Source organism: Alsobacter sp. SYSU BS001988, assembly GCF_054796215.1.
Window position 1 is genome coordinate 86,276 of the sequence record NZ_JBTAMK010000014.1, and the last position, 18,102, is coordinate 104,377.

Below are 18,102 nucleotides of genomic sequence, written 5' to 3' on the forward strand. Positions count from 1 at the left end.
CACATGAGCAAGAGCCTGATCGCCGCCGCCGCCCTGCTGCTGCTGGCCTCCACCGCGCCCGGAGCCTACGCCCAGGGAACCCTGAATGTCGGAATGGCGGCGGCCGATGTCGGCCAGCTCGACCCGCACCGCGCCACCACCACCCAGGACAAGCCCGTCGTGTCCTGGATCTTCAACGGCCTGGTGCGCTTCAAGCCGGGCTCCGCCAGCCTGGAGACGCTGGAGCCGGATCTCGCCGAGAAATGGGAGGCTTCGCCCGACAAGCTCACCTGGACCTTCACCCTGCGCAAGGGCGTCAAGTTCCATGGCGACTACGGCGAGCTGACCGCTGACGACGTGGTGTTCTCGCTCAAGCGCGCCGCCGACACGAAGACCTCGTCCTTCGCCGCCGACTACGCGGCGATCGACACGATCGAGGCGGTCGACCCGCTCACCGTGCGCATCAAGCTGAAGCAGGCGATCCCGTCCCTGCTCGGGCTCGTGACGAACTACCATGGCGGCAACATCGTCTCGAAGAAGGCGGTCGAGGCGCTGGGCGCCGACTTCCGCCTGAAGCCGATCGGCACCGGACCGTTCGTGTTCCAGGAGTACAAGCCCAACGAGAGCCTCACGCTGCTCGCCAACAAGAGCTATTTCCGCGGCGCCCCGAAGCTCGACAAGATCGTCTACCGCTTCATTCCCGCCGACTCGGCCCGCGACCTCGCCTTCGCGTCCGGCGAGCTCGACGTGGTCTATGGCCGCCAGGACCAGAAATGGGCCGAGCGCTTCAAGAAGGAGAAGGACGTCGTCGTCGACGTCCTGCGGCCGGCCGAGCTGTCGGTCATCCACCTGAACATGGCCATGAAGCCGCTGGACGACAAACGCGTCCGCCAGGCCATCGCCTATGCGATCAACCGTCCGCAGATGGTGCAGTTCAAGGGCGAGCTGACGGCCGAGCCGCCCGTCTCCGTGGTGCCGAACGGCTATCTGGGCACCACCAAGGCGCCGCTCTACCCGCATGACGTCGCCAAGGCGAAGGCCCTGCTCAAGGACGCGGGCTTCGAGAAGGGCCTGCAGGTGAAGTCGGTGCAGACCAGCCTGCCCACGATGCTGAACTCGATGCAGATCGTGCAGAGCCAGCTCAAGCAGGCCGGCATCGACCTGCAGCTCGAGGTGGTGGACCACCAGACCTACCACGCCAACATCCGCAAGGACCTCAGCGGCGTGACCTACTACTCGGCCGCCCGCTTCCCGGTCGCGGACGTCTATCTGACGCAGTTCTTCTCCTCCAAGTCGATCGTCGGCACGCCGACGGCCGTGACCAACTTCTCCCACTGCGCCGTGGCCGACAAGGAGATCGAGGCCGCCCGCAGCGAGCCCGACCTCGCCAAGCAGAAGGAGCTCTGGGCGGCCGCGCAGACCAAGATCGTCGAGGAGGTCTGCGCCGTGCCGCTGTTCGAGCAGCTCCAAATCTGGGCGCACAAGACGAATGTCGACTTCGGCTACGACCTGAAGGACGCGATCCATCTCGGACCGGTGATCACCGAAGCCACGACCAAGAAGTAAGACCGCCGATGCTGCGCTTCGTCGCCAAGCGGCTGGCCCTCGCGATCCCGACGCTGTGGGCCGTCCTGACGCTCGTCTTCGTGCTGGTGCGGATCGTCCCCGGCGATCCCACCATCGTGATCCTGGGCGACCAGGCGAGCCCGGCGGCGCGCGCGGCGCTGCGCGAGAGGCTGGGCCTCGACCAGCCGCTCCTGTCCCAGTACTGGGACTTCATGACCCAGATCCTGCACGGCGACCTGGGTCGTTCGCTCGTCACCAACCGCCCCATCGTCACCGATGTCTGGGCGGTGCTGCCCTTCACCATCGAGCTCACCTTGGCGGCGCTGGCGATCGGGGTCGTGATCGGCGTGCCGCTCGGCGTCATGGCGGCCCAGAACCGCGACGGCTTCGCCGACTGGTTCGCCCGGATGTTCTCGCTGGCCGGCCTCTCCTTCCCGGCCTTCGTGTCGGCGATCCTGCTGCTGATCGTCTTCGCCGTTCAGCTGCGCTGGTTCCCGGTGATCTCCACCGCCAACGCGGCCGACCCAGCCGAGCGCCTGCGCGCGCTGGTGCTGCCGGCCTTCAATCTGGGCCTGATCATGGTGGCCTACGTGACCCGTGTGACCCGCTCGGGCATGCTGAAGGCGCTGGGAGAGGACTATATCCGCACGGCCCGGGCGAAGGGGCTGCCGCAGCGGCTCATCGTCTGGCGGCACGCGCTGCGCAACGTGCTGATCCCCATCGTGACGGTGGTGGGCCTCTATCTCGGCGTGCTCATCGGCAACGCCGTCGTGACCGAGATCGTGTTCAACCGGCCGGGCCTCGGCAAGCTGATCGTCACCGCCCTGAACCAGCGCGACTACGCGCTCCTGCAGGGCCTGATGGTGGTGTCGGCCTTCGCCATCGTGGTCGCCAACATCCTCACGGACCTCACCTACGGGCTGGTCGATCCCCGGGTGAAAACCGCATGAGCGACGCCGCGGCATCCCCTCCGGCGGCCCCCGCCCCGCTCGCCCCCGCGCCCGTGTCGCTGGCGGCGCCCTCCGCCTGGACCCGCGCGACCCGCTCCGGCGGCCTGCTGCTGGGCGTCGTCCTGGTGGCCGCCATGATCCTGATCGCGGCCTTCGCCGCCAAGGTGGCCCCCTACGATCCGGACGACCAGGACGTGATCCTCAACCTGGTCGGCCCCTCCGCCGAGCACTGGTTCGGCACCGACGCCTTCGGCCGCGACGTGCTCTCCCGCGTCATCTGGGGCGCCCGGATCTCGCTCTTCGTCGGCTTCGTGGCGACGCTGGCGGGCGTGGTGATCGGGACGGTGATCGGCGTCGTGTCGGGCTATTACGGCGGCGCCATCGACAAGGCCATCACGGCGGCGACGGACGTGCTGCTGAGCTTTCCGCAGCTCATCATGGGCCTGATGCTGGTCGCGGTGCTCGGCCCCAACCTGCGCAATCTCATCCTGGCCATCGCCGTCACCGCCATCCCGGCCTTCATCCGCGTCGCGCGCGGCTCCACGCTGGCCATGAAGGAGCGCGACTTCGTCGACGCCTGCCGGGCGCTGGGCTATGGCGACCTGCGCATCATGTTCCTGCACGTGCTGCCCAACATCATGGACGAGGTGGTCGTCATGGCGTCGCTGTGGCTGGCCACCGCCATCCGCACCGAATCGACGCTCGCCTTCATCGGCCTGGGCGTCCCGCCGCCGACCGCCACCTGGGGCGGCATCGTGCGCGAGGGATTCGACAACCTGCTGGACGGATGGTGGCTCTCGGTGTTTCCGAGCCTCGCCATCCTGCTGGTCATGATCGCCCTCAACCTCATCGGCGATGGGCTGCGCGACGCCACCGACCCGAGGGCCCCGCAATGAGCGCCGCCGCCCAAGCCGCCGTCACGTCGGCCGACCGGGAGCCCGAGGCGCTTCGGGTCGAAGGCCTGACCACGTCGATCCGCATCGCCGGACGCTGGTTCGACGCCGTCCGCGACGTCTCCTTCGCGGTGCGCCAGCGCGAGACGCTGGCGCTCGTCGGCGAATCGGGCTGCGGCAAGAGCCTGACGGCGCTCTCCATCATGGGGCTGCTCCCGGCGGGGGTCGGCCGGGTCTCCGAAGGCCGGATCGTGGTGGACGGGGTCGACATGACGGCCGCGGACGAGGCCGAGAGGCAGGCGATGCGCGGCGACCGCATCGGCATGATCTTCCAGGAGCCGATGACCTCCCTGAACCCGGTCCTGCCGATCGGCTTCCAGATCTCGGAGGCGCTCCTCCAGCACCGCGGCATGAGCAAGGCCAAGGCCCGCCAGCGCGCCGTGGAGCTCATGGAGCGCGTGCGCATCCCGGCCGCGACGGAGCGGCTGGACGCCTATCCGCACCAGTTCTCCGGCGGCATGCGCCAGCGCGTCATGATCGCCATGGCTCTCGCCTGCTCGCCGCGCGTCCTGATCGCCGACGAACCCACCACGGCGCTCGACGTCACCATCCAGGCGCAGGTCCTGGCGCTCCTGGCGGAGATCCAGAAGCAGGAGGGCCTCGCCGTCCTGCTGATCACCCACAATCTGGGCGTCGTCGCCTCGGTGGCCGACCGGGTGATGGTCATGTATGGCGGCGACGTCGTGGAGAGCGCGCCCGTGCGCTCCTTCTTCAAGGCTCCGACGCACCCCTACAGCCAGGCCCTGCTCGCCGCGATGCCGCGGGTGGACAGGTCGATCCCGCTCGCGCCCATCCCGGGCCAGGTGCCGACCCTGCCCGACATGCCGGCGGGCTGCCGCTTCCAGTCGCGCTGTCCGCTGCGCTTCGACAAATGCGCCGAGAAGCCGCCGCTCGCGCCCCTTCCGTCCGATCCGCAGCATGGCGTGCGCTGCTGGGCGAAGGCGGCGGCATGACGGACGCAACCCCCATCCCCGGCCCGCTCCTGCAGGTCCGCGACCTGTCCAAGACCTTCCTCAGCCGCCGCGGCTGGCCCGTCGCCAGGACGGTGGCGGTGCGGGCGGTCGACCATGTGTCCTTCGAGGTCGGCCGCGGCGAGGCGCTCGGCGTCGTCGGCGAGTCCGGCTGCGGCAAGTCGACGGTGGCGCGGCTAGCCTTGCGGCTCATCGGGGCCGACGGAGGCGACGTCGTCTTCGACGGCGCGCAGGTGCTGCAGGCCTCCAAGGGCGACCTGCGCCGCCTGCGCAGGCGCATGCAGATCGTCTTCCAGGACCCCGCCTCGGCGCTCGATCCGCGCCAGCGCGTGGGCGAGGCGCTGGGCGAGGCGCTGCGCGTGCACGGCCTCGCCGCCCGGCGCGACGTGCGCGCCGTCGTGGAGCGCCTGCTCGACGAGGTCGGGCTGCCCAAGGTCGCCGCGGACCGGTTCCCGCACGAATTCTCCGGCGGCCAGCGCCAGCGCATCGGCATCGCGCGCGCCCTGGCGCTGGGACCCGACATCGTCTTCGCCGACGAGCCGGTCTCCGCGCTCGACGTCAGCGTGCAGGCCCAGATCCTGGTGCTGATGGAGCGGCTGAAGGCCGAGCGCAACCTGGCTTTCGTGTTCATCTCCCACGATCTCGGCGTGGTGCGACACTTCTGCAAGCGCGTGGTGGTGCTCTATCTGGGCCGGGTGGTGGAGACGGGTCCGGTGCCGGAGATCTTCGAGTATCCGTTGCACCCCTACACGCAGCTGCTCAAGGCGTCATCGCCATCGCCTGACCCCGATGCCGCAGTGGCGATGACCTTCCAGGAGGGCGAGCCGCCCTCCCCGGTCAACCCGCCTTCGGGCTGCCACTTCCACCCGCGCTGCCCCCACGTCATGGAGGTCTGCCGCAGCGTCGCGCCCGCGCCGCGCAAGGCGGCCCAGGGCCGCGTCGTCGCCTGCCACCTTTATCCGGAGTGACGCTCACGGAATCGCAACGAACATGAATGATGATTGGTAAGAACCAACCAGACGGTAGATCATGTTCGACGCCCAATCCGGGAAACGGATCCGCATCACGCTCACCTTGGTGGACGGCCGAACCATGATCGGCGCCATCGCGAGCGGCCTTTCGGCGTCCGTAGCCGCCACCCTGAACCGCGAAGGCCTGTTCCTGGAGTTCATTGCGGACAGCGGCGGCGAAACGATCTACATCGCCAAATCGAGCATCGCGATGGTCCGGGAAGGCGCGGTCGCGAAAACCATCGACCTGCCCGCCCTCGGCCTCGAGCATGCCGCCCGATGACGCGCGGGTTCAGATCGGCGTCTTGAAGATCGGCGTTCCAGGCCTGCGCGGCGCTGGCTCTCCATGCTCCAGCTCGTACAGGTACTCCGCCGGCAGCCCCGCATCGCGGGCGGCCGCCAGCACGCCCTCCAGATAGCCCGGCTTCGGCTTCCCCGGCCTGGCGCTGCGGCCGACATAGACGAGCGCGCGCCGCGCGCCGCCCGGGGTCACGACAGGCTGGCTGATTTTCACATACAGGCCGGTGTGCAGGCTCTCGTAGCGGTCCAGCGCGGGCACGTCCGACAGCGCGAGATCCCACAGCACGCCGTGGACCGTCCGGCGCGGGTCGCTCGTCACCGAGGCGTAGCCGTCGGCGGTGATCAGGAACCGGCGCCGCGGCAGGCGCGCGAGCCCCAGCGGGCGTGACCCCGGGCAGCGCTGCGCCATGGCGGCGCGGTCCATGTTGGACCCATAGGCGAAATAGAGCGGCATCGGGCGGTCAGGAGAACTCCATGATCACCGCGTCGACGGCGAGGCTCTCGCCCTCCTTGGCGACGATCTTGGAGATCCTGGCGTCCTTCTCGGCGCGCAGCACGTTCTCCATCTTCATCGCCTCCACCATGCACAGCATCTCGCCGACCTTCACCTCCTGGCCTTCCTTGACCAGGATGGTCTTGACGAGGCCAGGCATCGGGCAGAGCAGGAACTTGCCCGTATCGGCCGCCACCTTCTCGGGCATCAGCGCCGCAAGCTCGGCCTCCCGGCGCGTATAGACGCGGGCGGCGGCGGCCGCGCCGGCGTGGGAGAGCGCCACCCCGTTGAGCAGCGGGCGCACCTGGAGGGCGACTTCGACGCCGTCCACCGCGCCCTGCCAGACCGGCTCGCCGGGCCGCCACCCCGAGGAGACCTCGTGCGAGTGGCCCTCGCCGAAGCGCACCACGGTGGCGTAGGCCATGTCTTCGACGACGACCGGGTAGCGCTGCGTTCCGAGCTGAACCACCCGCTCGCGCTCGAACCTGACCGGTTCGGCCGCCCGGAGCTGGCCGGAGACGCCGCGCTTGCGCTGGTTCATCTTGTGGTCGATCGCGGCCGCCACCGCGGCCATCAGATGGGCGGTCTCGCCTTCCGGCTGAATCGGCTTGAAGCCGTCGGGAAACTCCTCGGCGATGAAGCCGGTGGACAGCCGTCCCGACTTCCAGCGCTCATGGTCCATCAGGGCGGACAGGAACGGGATGTTGTGGCGGATGCCCTCGATGGCGAAGGCGTCGAGCGCCCTCGCCTGCGCGGCGATGGCCTCCAGCCGGGTCGGCGCGTGGGTGACCAGCTTGGCGATCATCGGATCGTAGTAGATCGAGATCTCGCCGCCCTCATAGACGCCGGTGTCGTTGCGCACGGTCACGTCGCCGACGACGCCCTCGGCCGGGGGGCGATAGCTGACGAGACGGCCCGTCGAGGGCAGGAACCCCCGCGTCGGATCCTCGGCGTAGACGCGGCTCTCCACCGCCCAGCCGTTCAGCCTGACGTCGTCCTGCGTGATCGAGAGCTTCTCGCCGGCGGCGACGCGGATCATCTGCTCGACGAGGTCGACGCCGGTGATCATCTCGGTGACGGGATGCTCCACCTGCAGGCGCGTGTTCATCTCCAGGAAGAAGAAGGAGCGGTCCTGCCCGGCGACGAACTCGACCGTGCCGGCCGAGTCGTAGCCCACCGCCCGGGCCAGCGCGCAGGCCTGCTCGCCCATCAGCCGGCGGGTCGCCTCGTCCAGCAGCGGCGACGGGGCCTCCTCGATGACCTTCTGGTTGCGGCGCTGGATGGAGCACTCGCGCTCGCCCAGATAGATGACGTTGCCGTGCTTGTCGCCCAGCACCTGGATCTCGATATGGCGCGGGTCGACGATGAACTTTTCGACGAAGACCCGGTCGTCGCCGAAGGAGGACGCCGCCTCCGAGCGGGCCCGGGCGAAGCCCTCCGCCACCTCGTCGGCCGAATAGGCGATGCGCATGCCCTTGCCGCCGCCGCCCGCGGAGGCCTTGATCATCACCGGATACCCGATCTCGTCGGCGATCTTCACCGCGTGGGCGGGGTCCTCGATGACGCCGAGATGCCCGGGCACGGTCGAGACCCGGGCGGCGTTCGCCGCCTTCTTGGACTCGATCTTGTCGCCCATGGCCTCGATGGCCCGGGGATTGGGACCGATGAACACGACGCCCGCCGCCTCGAGCGCCTGCGGGAACGCCGCCCGCTCGGACAGGAAGCCGTAGCCGGGATGCACGGCCTGCGCGCCCGTCGCCCTGCAGGCCTCCACGATCCGGTCGATCAGCAGATAGGACTGGGCCGCGGGCGGCGGGCCGATATGCACCGCCTCGTCCGCCATCTCGACATGCAGGGCGTCCCTGTCCGCGTCGGAAAAGACGGCGACCGTCTTGATGCCCATGCGCCGCGCGGTCTTGATGACGCGGCAGGCGATCTCGCCCCGGTTGGCGATGAGAATTTTTTCGAACATGCCCTGTCCCGAGCTCGAGGTCTCGCTGAAGCCAGGGTCGTTTCTAGGATGGACCGGAGGGGGCGTCCACTCACCGAAGGGCGGAGACGGCGCCGATTGCGGGCGCCCGCATCCGCCGCGGGGGGCGGGCGCGTCAGGCGGCGCGGCGGACGACGGTGACGACCGGCTCGCCCTCGCTCGCGAAGGAGCGGTTCTCCTGCAGCGCCATGGCGATCAGGGCCTGGTCGACCCGGTCGGCCTCGCGCACGAGATTCACCAGCAGCGGCCCCACATGGCGGGCCGGACCGGTGCGCGTCATCTGCAGGCAGGTGAGCAGCCAGGCGGCGTCTTCGTCGCGCAGCACGCCGGTCGGACGGCGCTCCCAGACGAGATGCGCGGTCAGGGCGTCGACGAAGAAGTCGCCCCAGGCGTCGCAGCACTCGGCCACGGTCCGCTCCATGCGGATCAGGGCTTCTGCTTCCTGCTGCGAGAGGCCGCCCTCTTCCAGGGCCAGCTGCAGCTCCCGCACGTCGTCCAGCGTGATGGACTGCTTCTCGATCGTGCGGATCACGATATTCTGGATGCGATTGGCCTTCATCTGCTCGCTCCTCCGCGGCTTTATTTACGCCGCTCTTGTCTCTCTTGTGCAGTAACTATTGGTCCACTTGAATGGAGCGCTGGTTAACGTGGAGATCCTAACGATCGTTCAGGTTAAACGGCGCTGACGATCGTTGGTTTCTTGGGTGTGAATCACGCCGGCGCCGGCTGGCGCCGGCTGGGGCGCGGCGCTAGAGATGCAGCCAGGACAGGACCCGCGCCATGCTCGTCTCGATCGTCATCCCAGCCTGCGACGCTCAGGACTGCATCCGGGCCGCGCTCGCCAGCGTGCTCGCCCAAACTTACTCGGAGTGGGAGGCGATCATCGTCTCCGACGACGGCCGCGATTACCTCGCCCGCCTCGCCTCCCAGGGCGTCGCCGATCGGCGCATCCGCCAGGTCAGCACCGGCAAGGTGCGCTCAGGCTGCCACCGGGCCCGCAATGTCGGGCTTGAAGCCTGCTCCGGCGCCTTCGTCACCCAGCTCGACGCCGACGACGAGATCGCGCCCGAAAGGCTGGAGCGCCTCCTGCCGCTGGCGCGGGAGCGCGGCGCGGCGGCGGACAACCTCGTCCTGCGCGACGCCGAGACCGGAGACACGCTCTATCGCGTGCTGGGCGACGCGCCCGTCCAGGTCGAACTGGACATCGAGGGGATGATGGGTCTGACGTCGCCCGTGGTTCCGCTGGTGCGCCGCGACTGCATGGCGCCGCGCGTCGAAGGGGTGGAACTGGCCGAGGACGTGATCGCCAACATGCAGCTGATCGGGCGCATCGGCAGGCTGCCCGTCGTTCCGGAGAGCAGCTACGTCTACAACGTCGCGGTCGGCTCCATCTGCCACCGGCCCGGAGTCGCCTTGCGCTTCGACGAGGCCTACGCCGGCTACATCGACCGGCTCGAAAGGGGCGACGGCTACGGCCTGCCCGACGCGCTGCGGCCCGCGGCGATCCGCGGGCTCACCGCCAAGCGCAAGCTCAACCTGCGCTACGACCACGCGACCGAGCTGGGCTTCGTGGGCACGTTCCAGGATTTCGCCGCCGCGACCCGCGGCGACTGACGTTTCGCGCCGGGCCTTTCGACCACGCCCGCGCTTGCGGCCGAATCAGGCCGCCTGGGCCAGGCTCGCGGCGCGGGGCCGGGCCAACTCGCCCAGGAAGGCGGAGAGCCGAGAGTCGACCGCCGAGGCCGCGGGCGCCCGGGACAGGCGCTCGGCCACCCAGTTGCCGGCCGGGACGCCCGCCGCGAGTTCGCGGAGCGCCGAGTCGGCGGCGGCGCGGGGCGCCCAGCCCTCTTCGGCGCAGATCGCGTCCTCCGAGAGCACGGCGGTGAGCACGCGCGCGAAACAGGCGCCGACGCTCGCGACCGGAGCATGCGCCAGCGAGATCCAGGCGCCCCGCGCCAGCGCCGGAGCGGCCGCCGGGCCGACGGAGGTCGACAGCGACAGAAGATGGCTGGCCACGGCGGCGAGGAACAGCGCCTCGAGCGGGCCGCGATCCGCCCTGCCCTCGGCGGCGGCGGCGAGGTCCCACATGGCCTCGGCCTCGCGCCGGGTCACCGGTCCGTTTCCGCCCTTGCGCAGCGCCTCGGCCGCGCTTGCGGCCACGGCGTCGGGCGCGGCGCCGGAGAGGACCGCCTCACGCGCCTGCCTCAGGCCGGCGAGGCAAGCCGCCGCGCCGTCGTCCTGGCGCGCCGGGGGAGAGGGAACGCAGAAATCGGGATCATACGCAGACCAAGGCACTGCTGAACTCCTGGAGGAATCACGGTGGTTCCCGCCAGCATCCCTCGTGCGGGTCAGCGGCGGGTTAAGGGTCGCGAGCCATGACGGCTCATGCTTACGACCCCGTTAAACCAACGGCTTCGTCCCCCATTTCGTTCAAACGAAGTCGGCCCGCGTCAGAGCGGCAGGTTGTCGTGCTTGCGCCAGGGCTGCTCGGCCTTCTTGTCCGCCAGCATCGCCAGCGCCCGGGCCACCCGCCTGCGCGTGCCGTGCGGCATGATGACCTCGTCGACATAGCCGCGCTCGGCCGCCACGAAGGGCGAGAGGAAGCGCTCTTCATATTCCTTGGTGCGCGCCGCGATCTTGTCGGCGTCCCCGATGTCCTGCCGGAAGATGATCTCCACCGCCCCTTTGGCGCCCATCACGGCGATCTGGGCGGTCGGCCAGGCGTAGTTCACGTCCGCGCCGACGTGCTTGGACGCCATCACGTCATAGGCGCCGCCGAAGGCCTTGCGGGTAATCACGGTGACGAGCGGCACGGTCGCCTGCGAATAGGCGAAGAGCAGCTTGGCGCCGTGCTTGATGAGGCCGCCATATTCCTGCGCCGTGCCCGGCAGGAAGCCCGGGACGTCCACGAAGGTCACGATCGGAATGTTGAAGGCGTCGCAGAAGCGCACGAACCGCGCCGCCTTGCGGGAGGCGTCGGAGTCCAGGACCCCGGCCAGCACCATCGGCTGGTTGGCGACGACGCCGACGCTGCGCCCCTCGATCCGGGCGAAGCCGGTGACGATGTTCCTGGCGTAGCTCTCCTGGATCTCGAAGAAGTCGCCCTCGTCGACCACCTTCGCGATCAGCTCCTTCATGTCGTAGGGCTTGTTCGGGTTGTCGGGCACCAGAGTGTCGAGCGACATCTCGACCCGGTCCTCCGCGTCGAAGCTCGGCCAGGAGGGCGGGCCCTGGGTGTTGTTGGAGGGCAGGAAATCCATCAGCCGGCGCACCTGCAGGAGCGCCTCGACGTCGTTGTCCCAGGCGCCGTCGGCGACCGACGACTTGGTGGTGTGGACCTTGGCCCCGCCGAGCTCCTCGGCCGTCACGGTCTCGTTGGTGACGGTCTTCACCACGTCCGGCCCGGTCACGAACATGTAGCTCGTGTCGCGCACCATGAAGATGAAGTCCGTCATGGCCGGCGAATAGACGTCGCCGCCGGCGCACGGCCCCATGATGACCGAGATCTGCGGAATGACCCCGGACGAGACCACGTTGCGGCGGAACACCTCGCCATAGCCGCCGAGCGCCGCCACGCCCTCCTGGATGCGGGCGCCGCCGGCGTCGAAGAGCCCGATCACGGGCGCGCGCATCTTCAGCGCCATGTCCTGGATCTTGGTGATCTTGGCCGCGTGCGTCTCCGACAGCGAGCCGCCGAACACCGTGAAGTCCTTGGCGAACACGAAGACGGTGCGGCCGTTGATGGTGCCCCAGCCGGTGACGACGCCGTCGCCCGGAACCTTGCTGGCCTCCATGCCGAAATCCGTGCAGCGGTGCTGCACGAAGGTGTCGAACTCCTCGAAGGACCCGGAGTCGAGCAGGAGCTCGATGCGTTCGCGGGCGGTGAGCTTGCCGCGCGCGTGCTGCGCCTCGATGCGCTTGACGCCGCCGCCGAGCTTGGCGTCGGCGCGCCGCGCGTCGAGCCTCTCCAGGATGTCCTTCATCGAACCCCGTCCTTCCCGTCCCGCCGGCCCGTCGCCGCCGTTCAGGCCGGCGGAGACGGACAATGATCCTCGACAGGCTGCTTAGCACGCGCCTGCGGCCCGGTGGAACTCGACGGATGGACGAGGGCCTATTCGACGGTCAGGCTGACTTCCACATTGTTGCGCGTGGCGTTGCTGTAGGGGCAGACGATGTGGGCGTCGTGCACCAGCGTCTCGGCCTGGGCCCGCTCGATGCCGGGCAGCGAGATGCGCAGGTCCACCTTGATGGCGAAGCCGGTCGGGATCGGGCCGATGCCCACATCGGCCGACACCTTGGCGTCGTCCGGGATCTTGACGCTGCTCTTGCGCGCCACCGCCTTGATGGCGCCGAGGAAGCAGGCCGAATAGCCCGCGGCGAACAGCTGCTCCGGGTTCGTCGCGGCTCCGCCGGCTCCGCCCATCTCCTTGGGCACGGAGAGCTTGACGTCGATGACGCCGTCGGACGACACGGCGCGGCCATCGCGGCCCCCGGTGGCGGAGGCGTGGGCGGTGTAGACGACTTTCGGCTGGTCCATGGGGGAGTTCTCCTGTTGGGCTGGCGTCGGCCAGCGGATCACGAGTTCCACATAGGGCGCGGCTCGCCGCCGGCATCCCCGCCGCAGCAGGGGCCTAGGCCGGACCAATCAGCTGGATCATCCGGGCCGACGCCTCCATCTCGGTCCACCGCCTTGCGCGGCGCTCCAGCGCCTCGTCGTCCATGCCCCAGACCTCCATCTGGAAATCTTCGTCGACGTGCGCGGCCGCCCAGGCCTCGACGGCGGACAGGCGCCCCCTGGCGACGGCGAGCGCCAGCAGGACGGAGCCGGTGAGGCTCGTGATGGTGGAGAGCGCCGCCAGCGAGATCGGATCCTGAACCCACGCGACCGCGCCGCGCACCGCCTCCACCGAGCCCGGCGGCTGCTCGGCGAAGACCACGCCCTCGGTGAGGAAGAAGCGCGCGCCGAGCGCCTCGCGCGCCCAGTCCAGCACCGGGTCCCAGGCGTCGGCCTGCATGGCGACGAGCCTCGCCGGTTCGCCTGCCCGGTAGCACAGCAGGTCCGACCCGGCGTAGCGGGCGATTTCGTCGACGACCTCCCCGCGCATCCGCGCGACGCCGTCGAGCCCTGAATTGACCAGGCGGGTGAGCGGCATTCGGGCAGGGTCGATCTCCGCGCCCTGCGCCGCCCACTCGGCCGCGACGGCCTCCGCGGCGGCGGCCGTGGGAAGAGCGAGCGGCGCCTTGGCGGGCGTGCGGGCCGGGCGGCCGTCCAGCGTCAGGACGAAGCCGGCGTCGGACTGCGTCGCGGACGCCTCCCGGTAGAAGCGGCGCGGCAGGACGGGCTTCGCGCCGATCCGGGCGGAGCGCCGGGGATCGGGCGCCTCGTCCTCGGGGGCGAACCAGGGGGGTGCGTCGTCGGTCATGGGCTTGGATGTGGAGCCCCGCCCGCCCCTTGTCCAGTGCCGTGCGTCTGTCGAACGGCCGCGGTCCTCAGGGGTCCAACTCGTCGAAGCTGGAGATGACCCGTTCCGCGCCGGCGGCCCGCAGCAGGTCCGGGCCGTGATGGCCCCAGTCCACCCCGATCGCCCGCAGGCCCGCGGCCCTCGCCATCTCGACGTCGAAAGTGGTGTCGCCGATCACGACCGCGTCGCCCGGCTCCGCGCCGATCGCGGCGAGAGCCTGCAGGGCCATGGCCGGATGCGGCTTGGAGGGCGCGTCGTCGGCGGTCTGAACGGTCGCGAAGAGCGGGCCCCATCCCTCCGCCTCGAGGATCCGCGCCACGCCACGGCGCGACTTGCCGGTGACGAGACCCAGCGCCGTCCCGGGCCGCGCGGCGAGCCGCCTCAGGACCGCATCGGCCCCCGGAAAGAGGCGCTCACGATGGCCCGGAGCCGAAACGCGGGACCGAAACGCCTCGCGGTAGCGCGCGACCAGGTCCTCCACGGGCCCGTCCGGCCCGACCAAAGCTTCGTAGGTCGGGATCAGCGACACGCCCACCAGAGCGAGCAGGGTCGCCGGGGCGGGCGGCTCCATGCCGAGCGCCTCGAAAGCCGAGGCGTGTGACGCCAGGATCGTCGACGCGCTGTCGACGAGCGTTCCGTCCATGTCGAAGAGATAGGCGCGCACCGGTCAGGCGCCCGAGGCGGCGGGGCGCACGGACGACCCCGCAACCAAGCACCATCCGGAAAGCGGGGGTTTAGCATATGTCACATCGAAAGTCAAAACAGGCATCTCATTTCTTGAAAATAATCATCAGTTAAGCGGCGGCGGCTAGGTTCGCTCATGCCACAACGAATGGCATTCAAAAACCAGGAGCCAAGCCGATGCTTTCTCTCATCAAGTCTTTCGCCCGCAACGAGTCTGGCGCCACCGCGATCGAGTACGGCCTGATCGCCGGCATCCTCGGCATCGGCATCGTCGCCGGCGCGAACATCCTCAAGAACAGCGTCAACACCAACTTCCAGAAGCTGGGCGGCCAGCTGATGAAGTGTAACGACGGCACGTGCTGATCTTCGCAGCACCTTCAGCCTGCTCTTACGGAAGACCCCGGCGGCGACGCCGGGGTCTTTTGCTGAACGCCATGGGCGCTTCGCGAGAAACGGCATGAACTCGTCCCACGCCTGCTCGTCCTGGCCCAAGCGCCTCAAGCTTCCGGCGCCTCCTCGATCGGATCGTAGCGGGCCGTGTCGAAGCCCAGCAGGTTCCAGGATTGCCGCATGTGCGGCGGCAAAGGCGCGGTGACGTCGATCGGCTTGCCCGTCCGCGGATGCGGGATGACGATGCGCCGCGCCAGAAGATGCAGGCGGTTCTGAATCCCGCCCGGCAGCTCCCAATTCTCGATGTTGAAATATTTTGGATCGCCCACGATCGGATGCCCGATATGGACCGTGTGGGCGCGTAGCTGGTGCGTGCGGCCGGTGACCGGCTTCAGCGACAGCCAGGCGAGCTTTTGCGCCGCCGTCTCCACCACCGCGTAATAGGTGACCGCATGCGTGGCCCCTTCGGCCCCGTGCTTGGCGACGTGCATCTTGGCGTCGCCTTCGTCATCCTCGCCTTTGGCCAGATAGGTCGAGATGCGGCCCTGCTTGACCCGCGGGACCCCGGCCACGAGCGCCCAGTAGGTCTTGCGGGTGTCGCGCGACCTGAAGCTCTTGGCCATGGTGGAGGCCGCGAAGCGCGTCTTGGCGATCACGAGGCAGCCTGACGTGTCGCGATCGAGCCTGTGCACCAGCCGGGGCGTCTGGCCCTTGGCGTCGGTCAGCGCTTCCAGCATCTTGTCCACATGGGTCGTCATGCCCGACCCGCCCTGGACCGCGAGGCCCATGGGCTTGTCGATGACGAGCATGTCGTCGTCTTCATAGAGCGTGATGGACTTCAGAAAGGCCCTGGTCTCCTCGTCCGCCTTCGAGGCGCGCGGCCCCGTCTTCGGCGGCTCCAGCGACAGGGGCGGTATCCGGACGGCCTGCCCTTCCAGGAGCCGGTCCTTCGTCTCGACCCGCTTGCCGTTCACCCGCAACTCGCCCTTCCGGACGACCCGCTGGATATGGCTGAAGGACAGCCCCGGAAAGCGCGCCTCCAGGAAGCGGTCCACCCTCATTCCGGCTTCGTCCGCCGTGACGGCGACGGTCTGCACGCCGGTCATCGCCGGCGCGACCTCCTGGGCCTCCGGGGAGCCCTGCTCTCCCCGGGCCGGCGCACGCGGCGCCGGCTGGGCCTCCTCGGCCTGACGCGGAGACGCGGCTTCGCCGGTCCAGCCGCGCGACCGGCGAGGCGCGGACGTTTCGCTGGGCATGAAGCGCAAGGGCTCCCCGCCGCTCTCGTCCGCACGCCGGCGGGTCCGCCCCGCCGAGAGGGGCGCTCCGGTCCCGTAGGGCTTGGCCGAGCGCGAGGCCTTGCCGGCGCCCGACGGGCCGCCCGCGCCGAAGGACTTGCCGGCGTCGCGGGACGGCCGGTCCGGCGCCCCGGATCGTTCGCCCGCGCCCTTGGCCGCACCCTTGGCCGCGCCGCCGCGGGGCGCCGCCGTCCCCGGCCGCGTCCGTCCGGCCCGTCCGCCCGCGCTCGGGCGGCCGCCGCCTGGCCTCTTGGGTCCGCCGCTCTTCATGTCAAGCTCCTGACGATCGCGAGGCCGGCGAGCAGCCCCAATATGGACAGCACGACCGAGGCGATCGCGTAGGCGATGGCGAGGCTCGTCGAACCCCGCTCCCACAGCAGGACGGCGTCGAGCGAGAAGGCCGAAAAGGTCGTGAAGCCGCCGCACACGCCCGTGGTCAGGAACAGCCTGGCCGGCTGCGACCAGCTTTCGCCGGCCTTGAACGCGAAGAACGCCGCCAGCAGACCCATGGCGGCCGAACCGGCCACGTTGATCACCAGCGTGTTCCACGGGAATGCCGTCCCGAAGCTTCGGGCGATGGCGACATTCGAGGCGTGGCGCAGCGCCGCCCCGAGCCCGCCTCCGATGAAAACCAGTAATGTCGACTGCATGTCCGTCCGGCCCCGCCGCAAGACCGCGCGGTCTCATAGCCAGAGCGGGTGGTAGCACCGCCGGCCGGTCCTGAATACCCCGGCGGGGCGCGGATCACCCGCCGCGCTCGCCGCGCAGCTTGTCCCACCACTCCATCCGCTTGCGGATCTCCCGCTCGAAACCCCGCTCCACCGGCGCGTAGAAGGCCTGGCGCCCAAGCTTCTCCGGCCAGTAGTCCTGGCCCGAGAAGGCGTCCGGCTCGTCGTGGTCGTAGCGGTAGCCCGCGCCGTAGTCCTCCTGCTTCATCAGCTTGGTCGGCGCGTTCAGGATGGTCTTGGGCGGCGTCAGCGAGCCGCCGTCCCTGGCGGCCCGCAGCGCGGCCTTGTAGGCGGTGTAGACGGCGTTGGATTTGGGCGCCGTCGCCAGGTAGACGGTGGCCTGGGCCAGCGCGAGCTCGCCCTCCGGCGAGCCCAGATAGTCGTAGGCGTCCTTGGCGGCGTTGGCGATCACCAGGGCCTGGGGATCGGCCAGCCCGATGTCCTCGACCGCCATCCGGACGAGGCGGCGGCCGATATAGAGAGGGTTCTCGCCGGCGTCGAGCATCCGGGCCAGATAATAGAGAGCGGCGTCGGGATCCGATCCGCGCACCGTCTTGTGCAGGGCGCTGATGAGATTGTAGTGCCCGTCCTGGCCCTTGTCGTAGATCGGCGCCCGCCTCTGGACGACGCGCGACAGCCCGGCGACGTCGAAGACCTCGCCGGGCTTGGCGGCGCGCCAGAGCTCCTCGGCGAGCGTCAGCGACGCCCGTCCGTCCCCGTCCGCCATCGCCACGAGGGCGGCCCGGGCCTCCTCCTCGAGGGGAAGCGGCCTGCCCTCCACCGCCTCGGCGCGGGCCAGAAGGCGCGCGATGGCGCTCTCGTCCAGCGACCGGAAGGTCAGCACGCGCGCCCGCGACAGAAGCGCGGCGTTGAGTTCGAAGGACGGATTCTCGGTCGTCGCCCCCACGAGGGTGATCGTGCCGTCCTCCATCACGGGCAGGAAGGCGTCCTGCTGTGAGCGGTTGAAGCGGTGGATCTCGTCGACGAAGAGCAGCGTGCCGCGCCCGGTCGCGCGTCGGCCCCGCGCCGCCTCGAACACCTTCTTGAGATCGGCGACCCCGGTGAAGATCGCCGAGATGGGCTCGAAATGCAGCGTCGTCTCATGCGCGAGCAAACGCGCGACCGTGGTCTTGCCGGTGCCGGGCGGCCCCCAGAAGATGAGCGATCCGAGCGACCCGGACTCGACCAGCCGCGTCAGCGCGCCCTCGGGCCCGACCAGATGCTCCTGGCCGACCACCTCGTCGAGAGTCGTCGGGCGCAGCCGGTCCGCCAGGGGACGGGGCGCGCCCTTCTCCAGGCCCGCGGCTTCGAACAGAGTGGACATGAACCAG

The 18,102-nt window shown here is 69.8% G+C and carries 19 protein-coding genes; 8 read left to right on the forward strand and 11 right to left on the reverse strand.

Going from position 1 to position 18,102, the window contains the following annotated elements:
- Positions 1–3: 3 nt before the first annotated feature.
- The 6 genes from ACYVO7_RS20495 (at position 4) to ACYVO7_RS20520 (ending at position 5,712) form a co-directional block, all read left to right on the forward strand.
- Positions 4–1,545 (forward strand): ABC transporter substrate-binding protein, encoded by a 1,542-nt coding sequence (locus ACYVO7_RS20495; RefSeq protein WP_460451662.1) that lies wholly within the window; start codon positions 4–6, stop codon positions 1,543–1,545.
- Between the two features lie 8 nt (positions 1,546–1,553).
- On the forward strand, positions 1,554–2,495 hold the full coding sequence (locus tag ACYVO7_RS20500; protein ID WP_406853882.1) for an ABC transporter permease: 942 nt from the start codon (positions 1,554–1,556) through the stop codon (positions 2,493–2,495).
- A complete protein-coding gene (locus tag ACYVO7_RS20505) occupies positions 2,492–3,391 on the forward strand; it encodes an ABC transporter permease (RefSeq protein WP_460451663.1) in 900 nt (299 codons plus the stop codon). Before ACYVO7_RS20500 ends, ACYVO7_RS20505 begins: the two co-directional genes overlap by 4 nt.
- Positions 3,388–4,401 carry an ABC transporter ATP-binding protein gene (locus ACYVO7_RS20510; RefSeq protein WP_460451664.1) on the forward strand — a complete coding sequence of 338 codons (1,014 nt, stop codon included), beginning with the start codon at positions 3,388–3,390 and terminating at the stop codon, positions 4,399–4,401. The genes ACYVO7_RS20505 and ACYVO7_RS20510 overlap by 4 nt, the downstream gene beginning before the upstream one ends.
- Positions 4,398–5,387 (forward strand): ABC transporter ATP-binding protein, encoded by a 990-nt coding sequence (locus ACYVO7_RS20515; RefSeq protein WP_460451665.1) that lies wholly within the window; start codon positions 4,398–4,400, stop codon positions 5,385–5,387. The genes ACYVO7_RS20510 and ACYVO7_RS20515 overlap by 4 nt, the downstream gene beginning before the upstream one ends.
- A gap of 61 nt (positions 5,388–5,448) precedes the next feature.
- Positions 5,449–5,712 carry a hypothetical protein gene (locus tag ACYVO7_RS20520; RefSeq protein WP_460451666.1) on the forward strand — a complete coding sequence of 88 codons (264 nt, stop codon included), beginning with the start codon at positions 5,449–5,451 and terminating at the stop codon, positions 5,710–5,712.
- A gap of 9 nt (positions 5,713–5,721) precedes the next feature.
- On the opposite strand, the gene ACYVO7_RS20525 is transcribed toward ACYVO7_RS20520, so the two are convergent.
- From ACYVO7_RS20525 to ACYVO7_RS20535, 3 genes are all read right to left on the reverse strand, one after another.
- Entirely contained in the window at positions 5,722–6,183 is a 462-nt protein-coding gene (locus ACYVO7_RS20525; protein ID WP_460451667.1) for a gamma-glutamylcyclotransferase family protein, read from the reverse strand.
- A 7-nt stretch (positions 6,184–6,190) separates the two neighbouring features.
- Positions 6,191–8,194: an acetyl-CoA carboxylase biotin carboxylase subunit gene (locus ACYVO7_RS20530; RefSeq protein WP_460451668.1), complete on the reverse strand. Its 2,004-nt coding sequence runs from the start codon at positions 8,192–8,194 to the stop codon at positions 6,191–6,193.
- Positions 8,195–8,327: 133 nt separating this feature from the next.
- Positions 8,328–8,771 (reverse strand): hypothetical protein, encoded by a 444-nt coding sequence (locus ACYVO7_RS20535; protein ID WP_460451669.1) that lies wholly within the window; start codon positions 8,769–8,771, stop codon positions 8,328–8,330.
- 221 nt (positions 8,772–8,992) lie between these two features.
- Here ACYVO7_RS20535 and ACYVO7_RS20540 point away from each other — a divergent pair, with 221 nt between their 5' ends.
- Positions 8,993–9,826 carry a glycosyltransferase family 2 protein gene (locus ACYVO7_RS20540; RefSeq protein WP_460451670.1) on the forward strand — a complete coding sequence of 278 codons (834 nt, stop codon included), beginning with the start codon at positions 8,993–8,995 and terminating at the stop codon, positions 9,824–9,826.
- Between the two features lie 45 nt (positions 9,827–9,871).
- On the opposite strand, the gene ACYVO7_RS20545 is transcribed toward ACYVO7_RS20540, so the two are convergent.
- The 5 genes from ACYVO7_RS20545 to ACYVO7_RS20565 form a co-directional block, all read right to left on the reverse strand.
- Positions 9,872–10,507: a hypothetical protein gene (locus tag ACYVO7_RS20545; protein ID WP_460451671.1), complete on the reverse strand. Its 636-nt coding sequence runs from the start codon at positions 10,505–10,507 to the stop codon at positions 9,872–9,874.
- Between the two features lie 155 nt (positions 10,508–10,662).
- Complete coding sequence (locus ACYVO7_RS20550) at positions 10,663–12,195, reverse strand: acyl-CoA carboxylase subunit beta (protein WP_460451672.1); 1,533 nt, start codon at positions 12,193–12,195, stop codon at positions 10,663–10,665.
- A 128-nt stretch (positions 12,196–12,323) separates the two neighbouring features.
- Entirely contained in the window at positions 12,324–12,749 is a 426-nt protein-coding gene (locus ACYVO7_RS20555) for an organic hydroperoxide resistance protein (protein ID WP_406853892.1), read from the reverse strand.
- 94 nt (positions 12,750–12,843) lie between these two features.
- A complete protein-coding gene (locus ACYVO7_RS20560; RefSeq protein WP_460451673.1) occupies positions 12,844–13,635 on the reverse strand; it encodes an ATP12 family chaperone protein in 792 nt (263 codons plus the stop codon).
- A 67-nt stretch (positions 13,636–13,702) separates the two neighbouring features.
- The gene (locus tag ACYVO7_RS20565; protein WP_460451674.1) at positions 13,703–14,338 is read right to left on the reverse strand and encodes an HAD-IA family hydrolase; all 636 of its coding nucleotides are present in this window, start codon (positions 14,336–14,338) and stop codon (positions 13,703–13,705) included.
- A 197-nt stretch (positions 14,339–14,535) separates the two neighbouring features.
- Between ACYVO7_RS20565 and ACYVO7_RS20570 the strand changes: the two genes are divergently transcribed.
- Positions 14,536–14,721 (forward strand): Flp family type IVb pilin, encoded by a 186-nt coding sequence (locus ACYVO7_RS20570; protein ID WP_460451675.1) that lies wholly within the window; start codon positions 14,536–14,538, stop codon positions 14,719–14,721.
- Between the two features lie 134 nt (positions 14,722–14,855).
- Here ACYVO7_RS20570 and ACYVO7_RS20575 read toward each other — a convergent pair whose 3' ends face one another.
- From ACYVO7_RS20575 to ACYVO7_RS20585, 3 genes are all read right to left on the reverse strand, one after another.
- Positions 14,856–16,313 carry an RluA family pseudouridine synthase gene (locus tag ACYVO7_RS20575; protein ID WP_460451676.1) on the reverse strand — a complete coding sequence of 486 codons (1,458 nt, stop codon included), beginning with the start codon at positions 16,311–16,313 and terminating at the stop codon, positions 14,856–14,858.
- Complete coding sequence (crcB, locus tag ACYVO7_RS20580) at positions 16,310–16,693, reverse strand: fluoride efflux transporter CrcB (RefSeq protein WP_460451677.1); 384 nt, start codon at positions 16,691–16,693, stop codon at positions 16,310–16,312. The genes ACYVO7_RS20575 and crcB overlap by 4 nt, the downstream gene beginning before the upstream one ends.
- A gap of 94 nt (positions 16,694–16,787) precedes the next feature.
- A complete protein-coding gene (locus tag ACYVO7_RS20585; protein ID WP_460451678.1) occupies positions 16,788–18,095 on the reverse strand; it encodes a replication-associated recombination protein A in 1,308 nt (435 codons plus the stop codon).
- Between the last annotated feature and the right edge of the window lie 7 nt (positions 18,096–18,102).

Coding starts and splice junctions, on each gene's coding strand:
- ACYVO7_RS20585 (WP_460451678.1), bottom strand. CDS start 18,095: ATGTCCACTCTGTTCGAAGCCGCGGGCCTGGAGAAGGGCGCGCCCCGT.
- ACYVO7_RS20570 (WP_460451675.1), top strand. CDS start 14,536: ATGCTTTCTCTCATCAAGTCTTTCGCCCGCAACGAGTCTGGCGCCACC.
- ACYVO7_RS20520 (WP_460451666.1), top strand. CDS start 5,449: ATGTTCGACGCCCAATCCGGGAAACGGATCCGCATCACGCTCACCTTG.
- ACYVO7_RS20550 (WP_460451672.1), bottom strand. CDS start 12,195: ATGAAGGACATCCTGGAGAGGCTCGACGCGCGGCGCGCCGACGCCAAG.
- ACYVO7_RS20575 (WP_460451676.1), bottom strand. CDS start 16,313: ATGAAGAGCGGCGGACCCAAGAGGCCAGGCGGCGGCCGCCCGAGCGCG.
- ACYVO7_RS20525 (WP_460451667.1), bottom strand. CDS start 6,183: ATGCCGCTCTATTTCGCCTATGGGTCCAACATGGACCGCGCCGCCATG.
- crcB (WP_460451677.1), bottom strand. CDS start 16,693: ATGCAGTCGACATTACTGGTTTTCATCGGAGGCGGGCTCGGGGCGGCG.
- ACYVO7_RS20515 (WP_460451665.1), top strand. CDS start 4,398: ATGACGGACGCAACCCCCATCCCCGGCCCGCTCCTGCAGGTCCGCGAC.
- ACYVO7_RS20560 (WP_460451673.1), bottom strand. CDS start 13,635: ATGACCGACGACGCACCCCCCTGGTTCGCCCCCGAGGACGAGGCGCCC.
- ACYVO7_RS20530 (WP_460451668.1), bottom strand. CDS start 8,194: ATGTTCGAAAAAATTCTCATCGCCAACCGGGGCGAGATCGCCTGCCGC.
- ACYVO7_RS20500 (WP_406853882.1), top strand. CDS start 1,554: ATGCTGCGCTTCGTCGCCAAGCGGCTGGCCCTCGCGATCCCGACGCTG.
- ACYVO7_RS20505 (WP_460451663.1), top strand. CDS start 2,492: ATGAGCGACGCCGCGGCATCCCCTCCGGCGGCCCCCGCCCCGCTCGCC.
- ACYVO7_RS20535 (WP_460451669.1), bottom strand. CDS start 8,771: ATGAAGGCCAATCGCATCCAGAATATCGTGATCCGCACGATCGAGAAG.
- ACYVO7_RS20555 (WP_406853892.1), bottom strand. CDS start 12,749: ATGGACCAGCCGAAAGTCGTCTACACCGCCCACGCCTCCGCCACCGGG.
- ACYVO7_RS20510 (WP_460451664.1), top strand. CDS start 3,388: ATGAGCGCCGCCGCCCAAGCCGCCGTCACGTCGGCCGACCGGGAGCCC.
- ACYVO7_RS20495 (WP_460451662.1), top strand. CDS start 4: ATGAGCAAGAGCCTGATCGCCGCCGCCGCCCTGCTGCTGCTGGCCTCC.
- ACYVO7_RS20540 (WP_460451670.1), top strand. CDS start 8,993: ATGCTCGTCTCGATCGTCATCCCAGCCTGCGACGCTCAGGACTGCATC.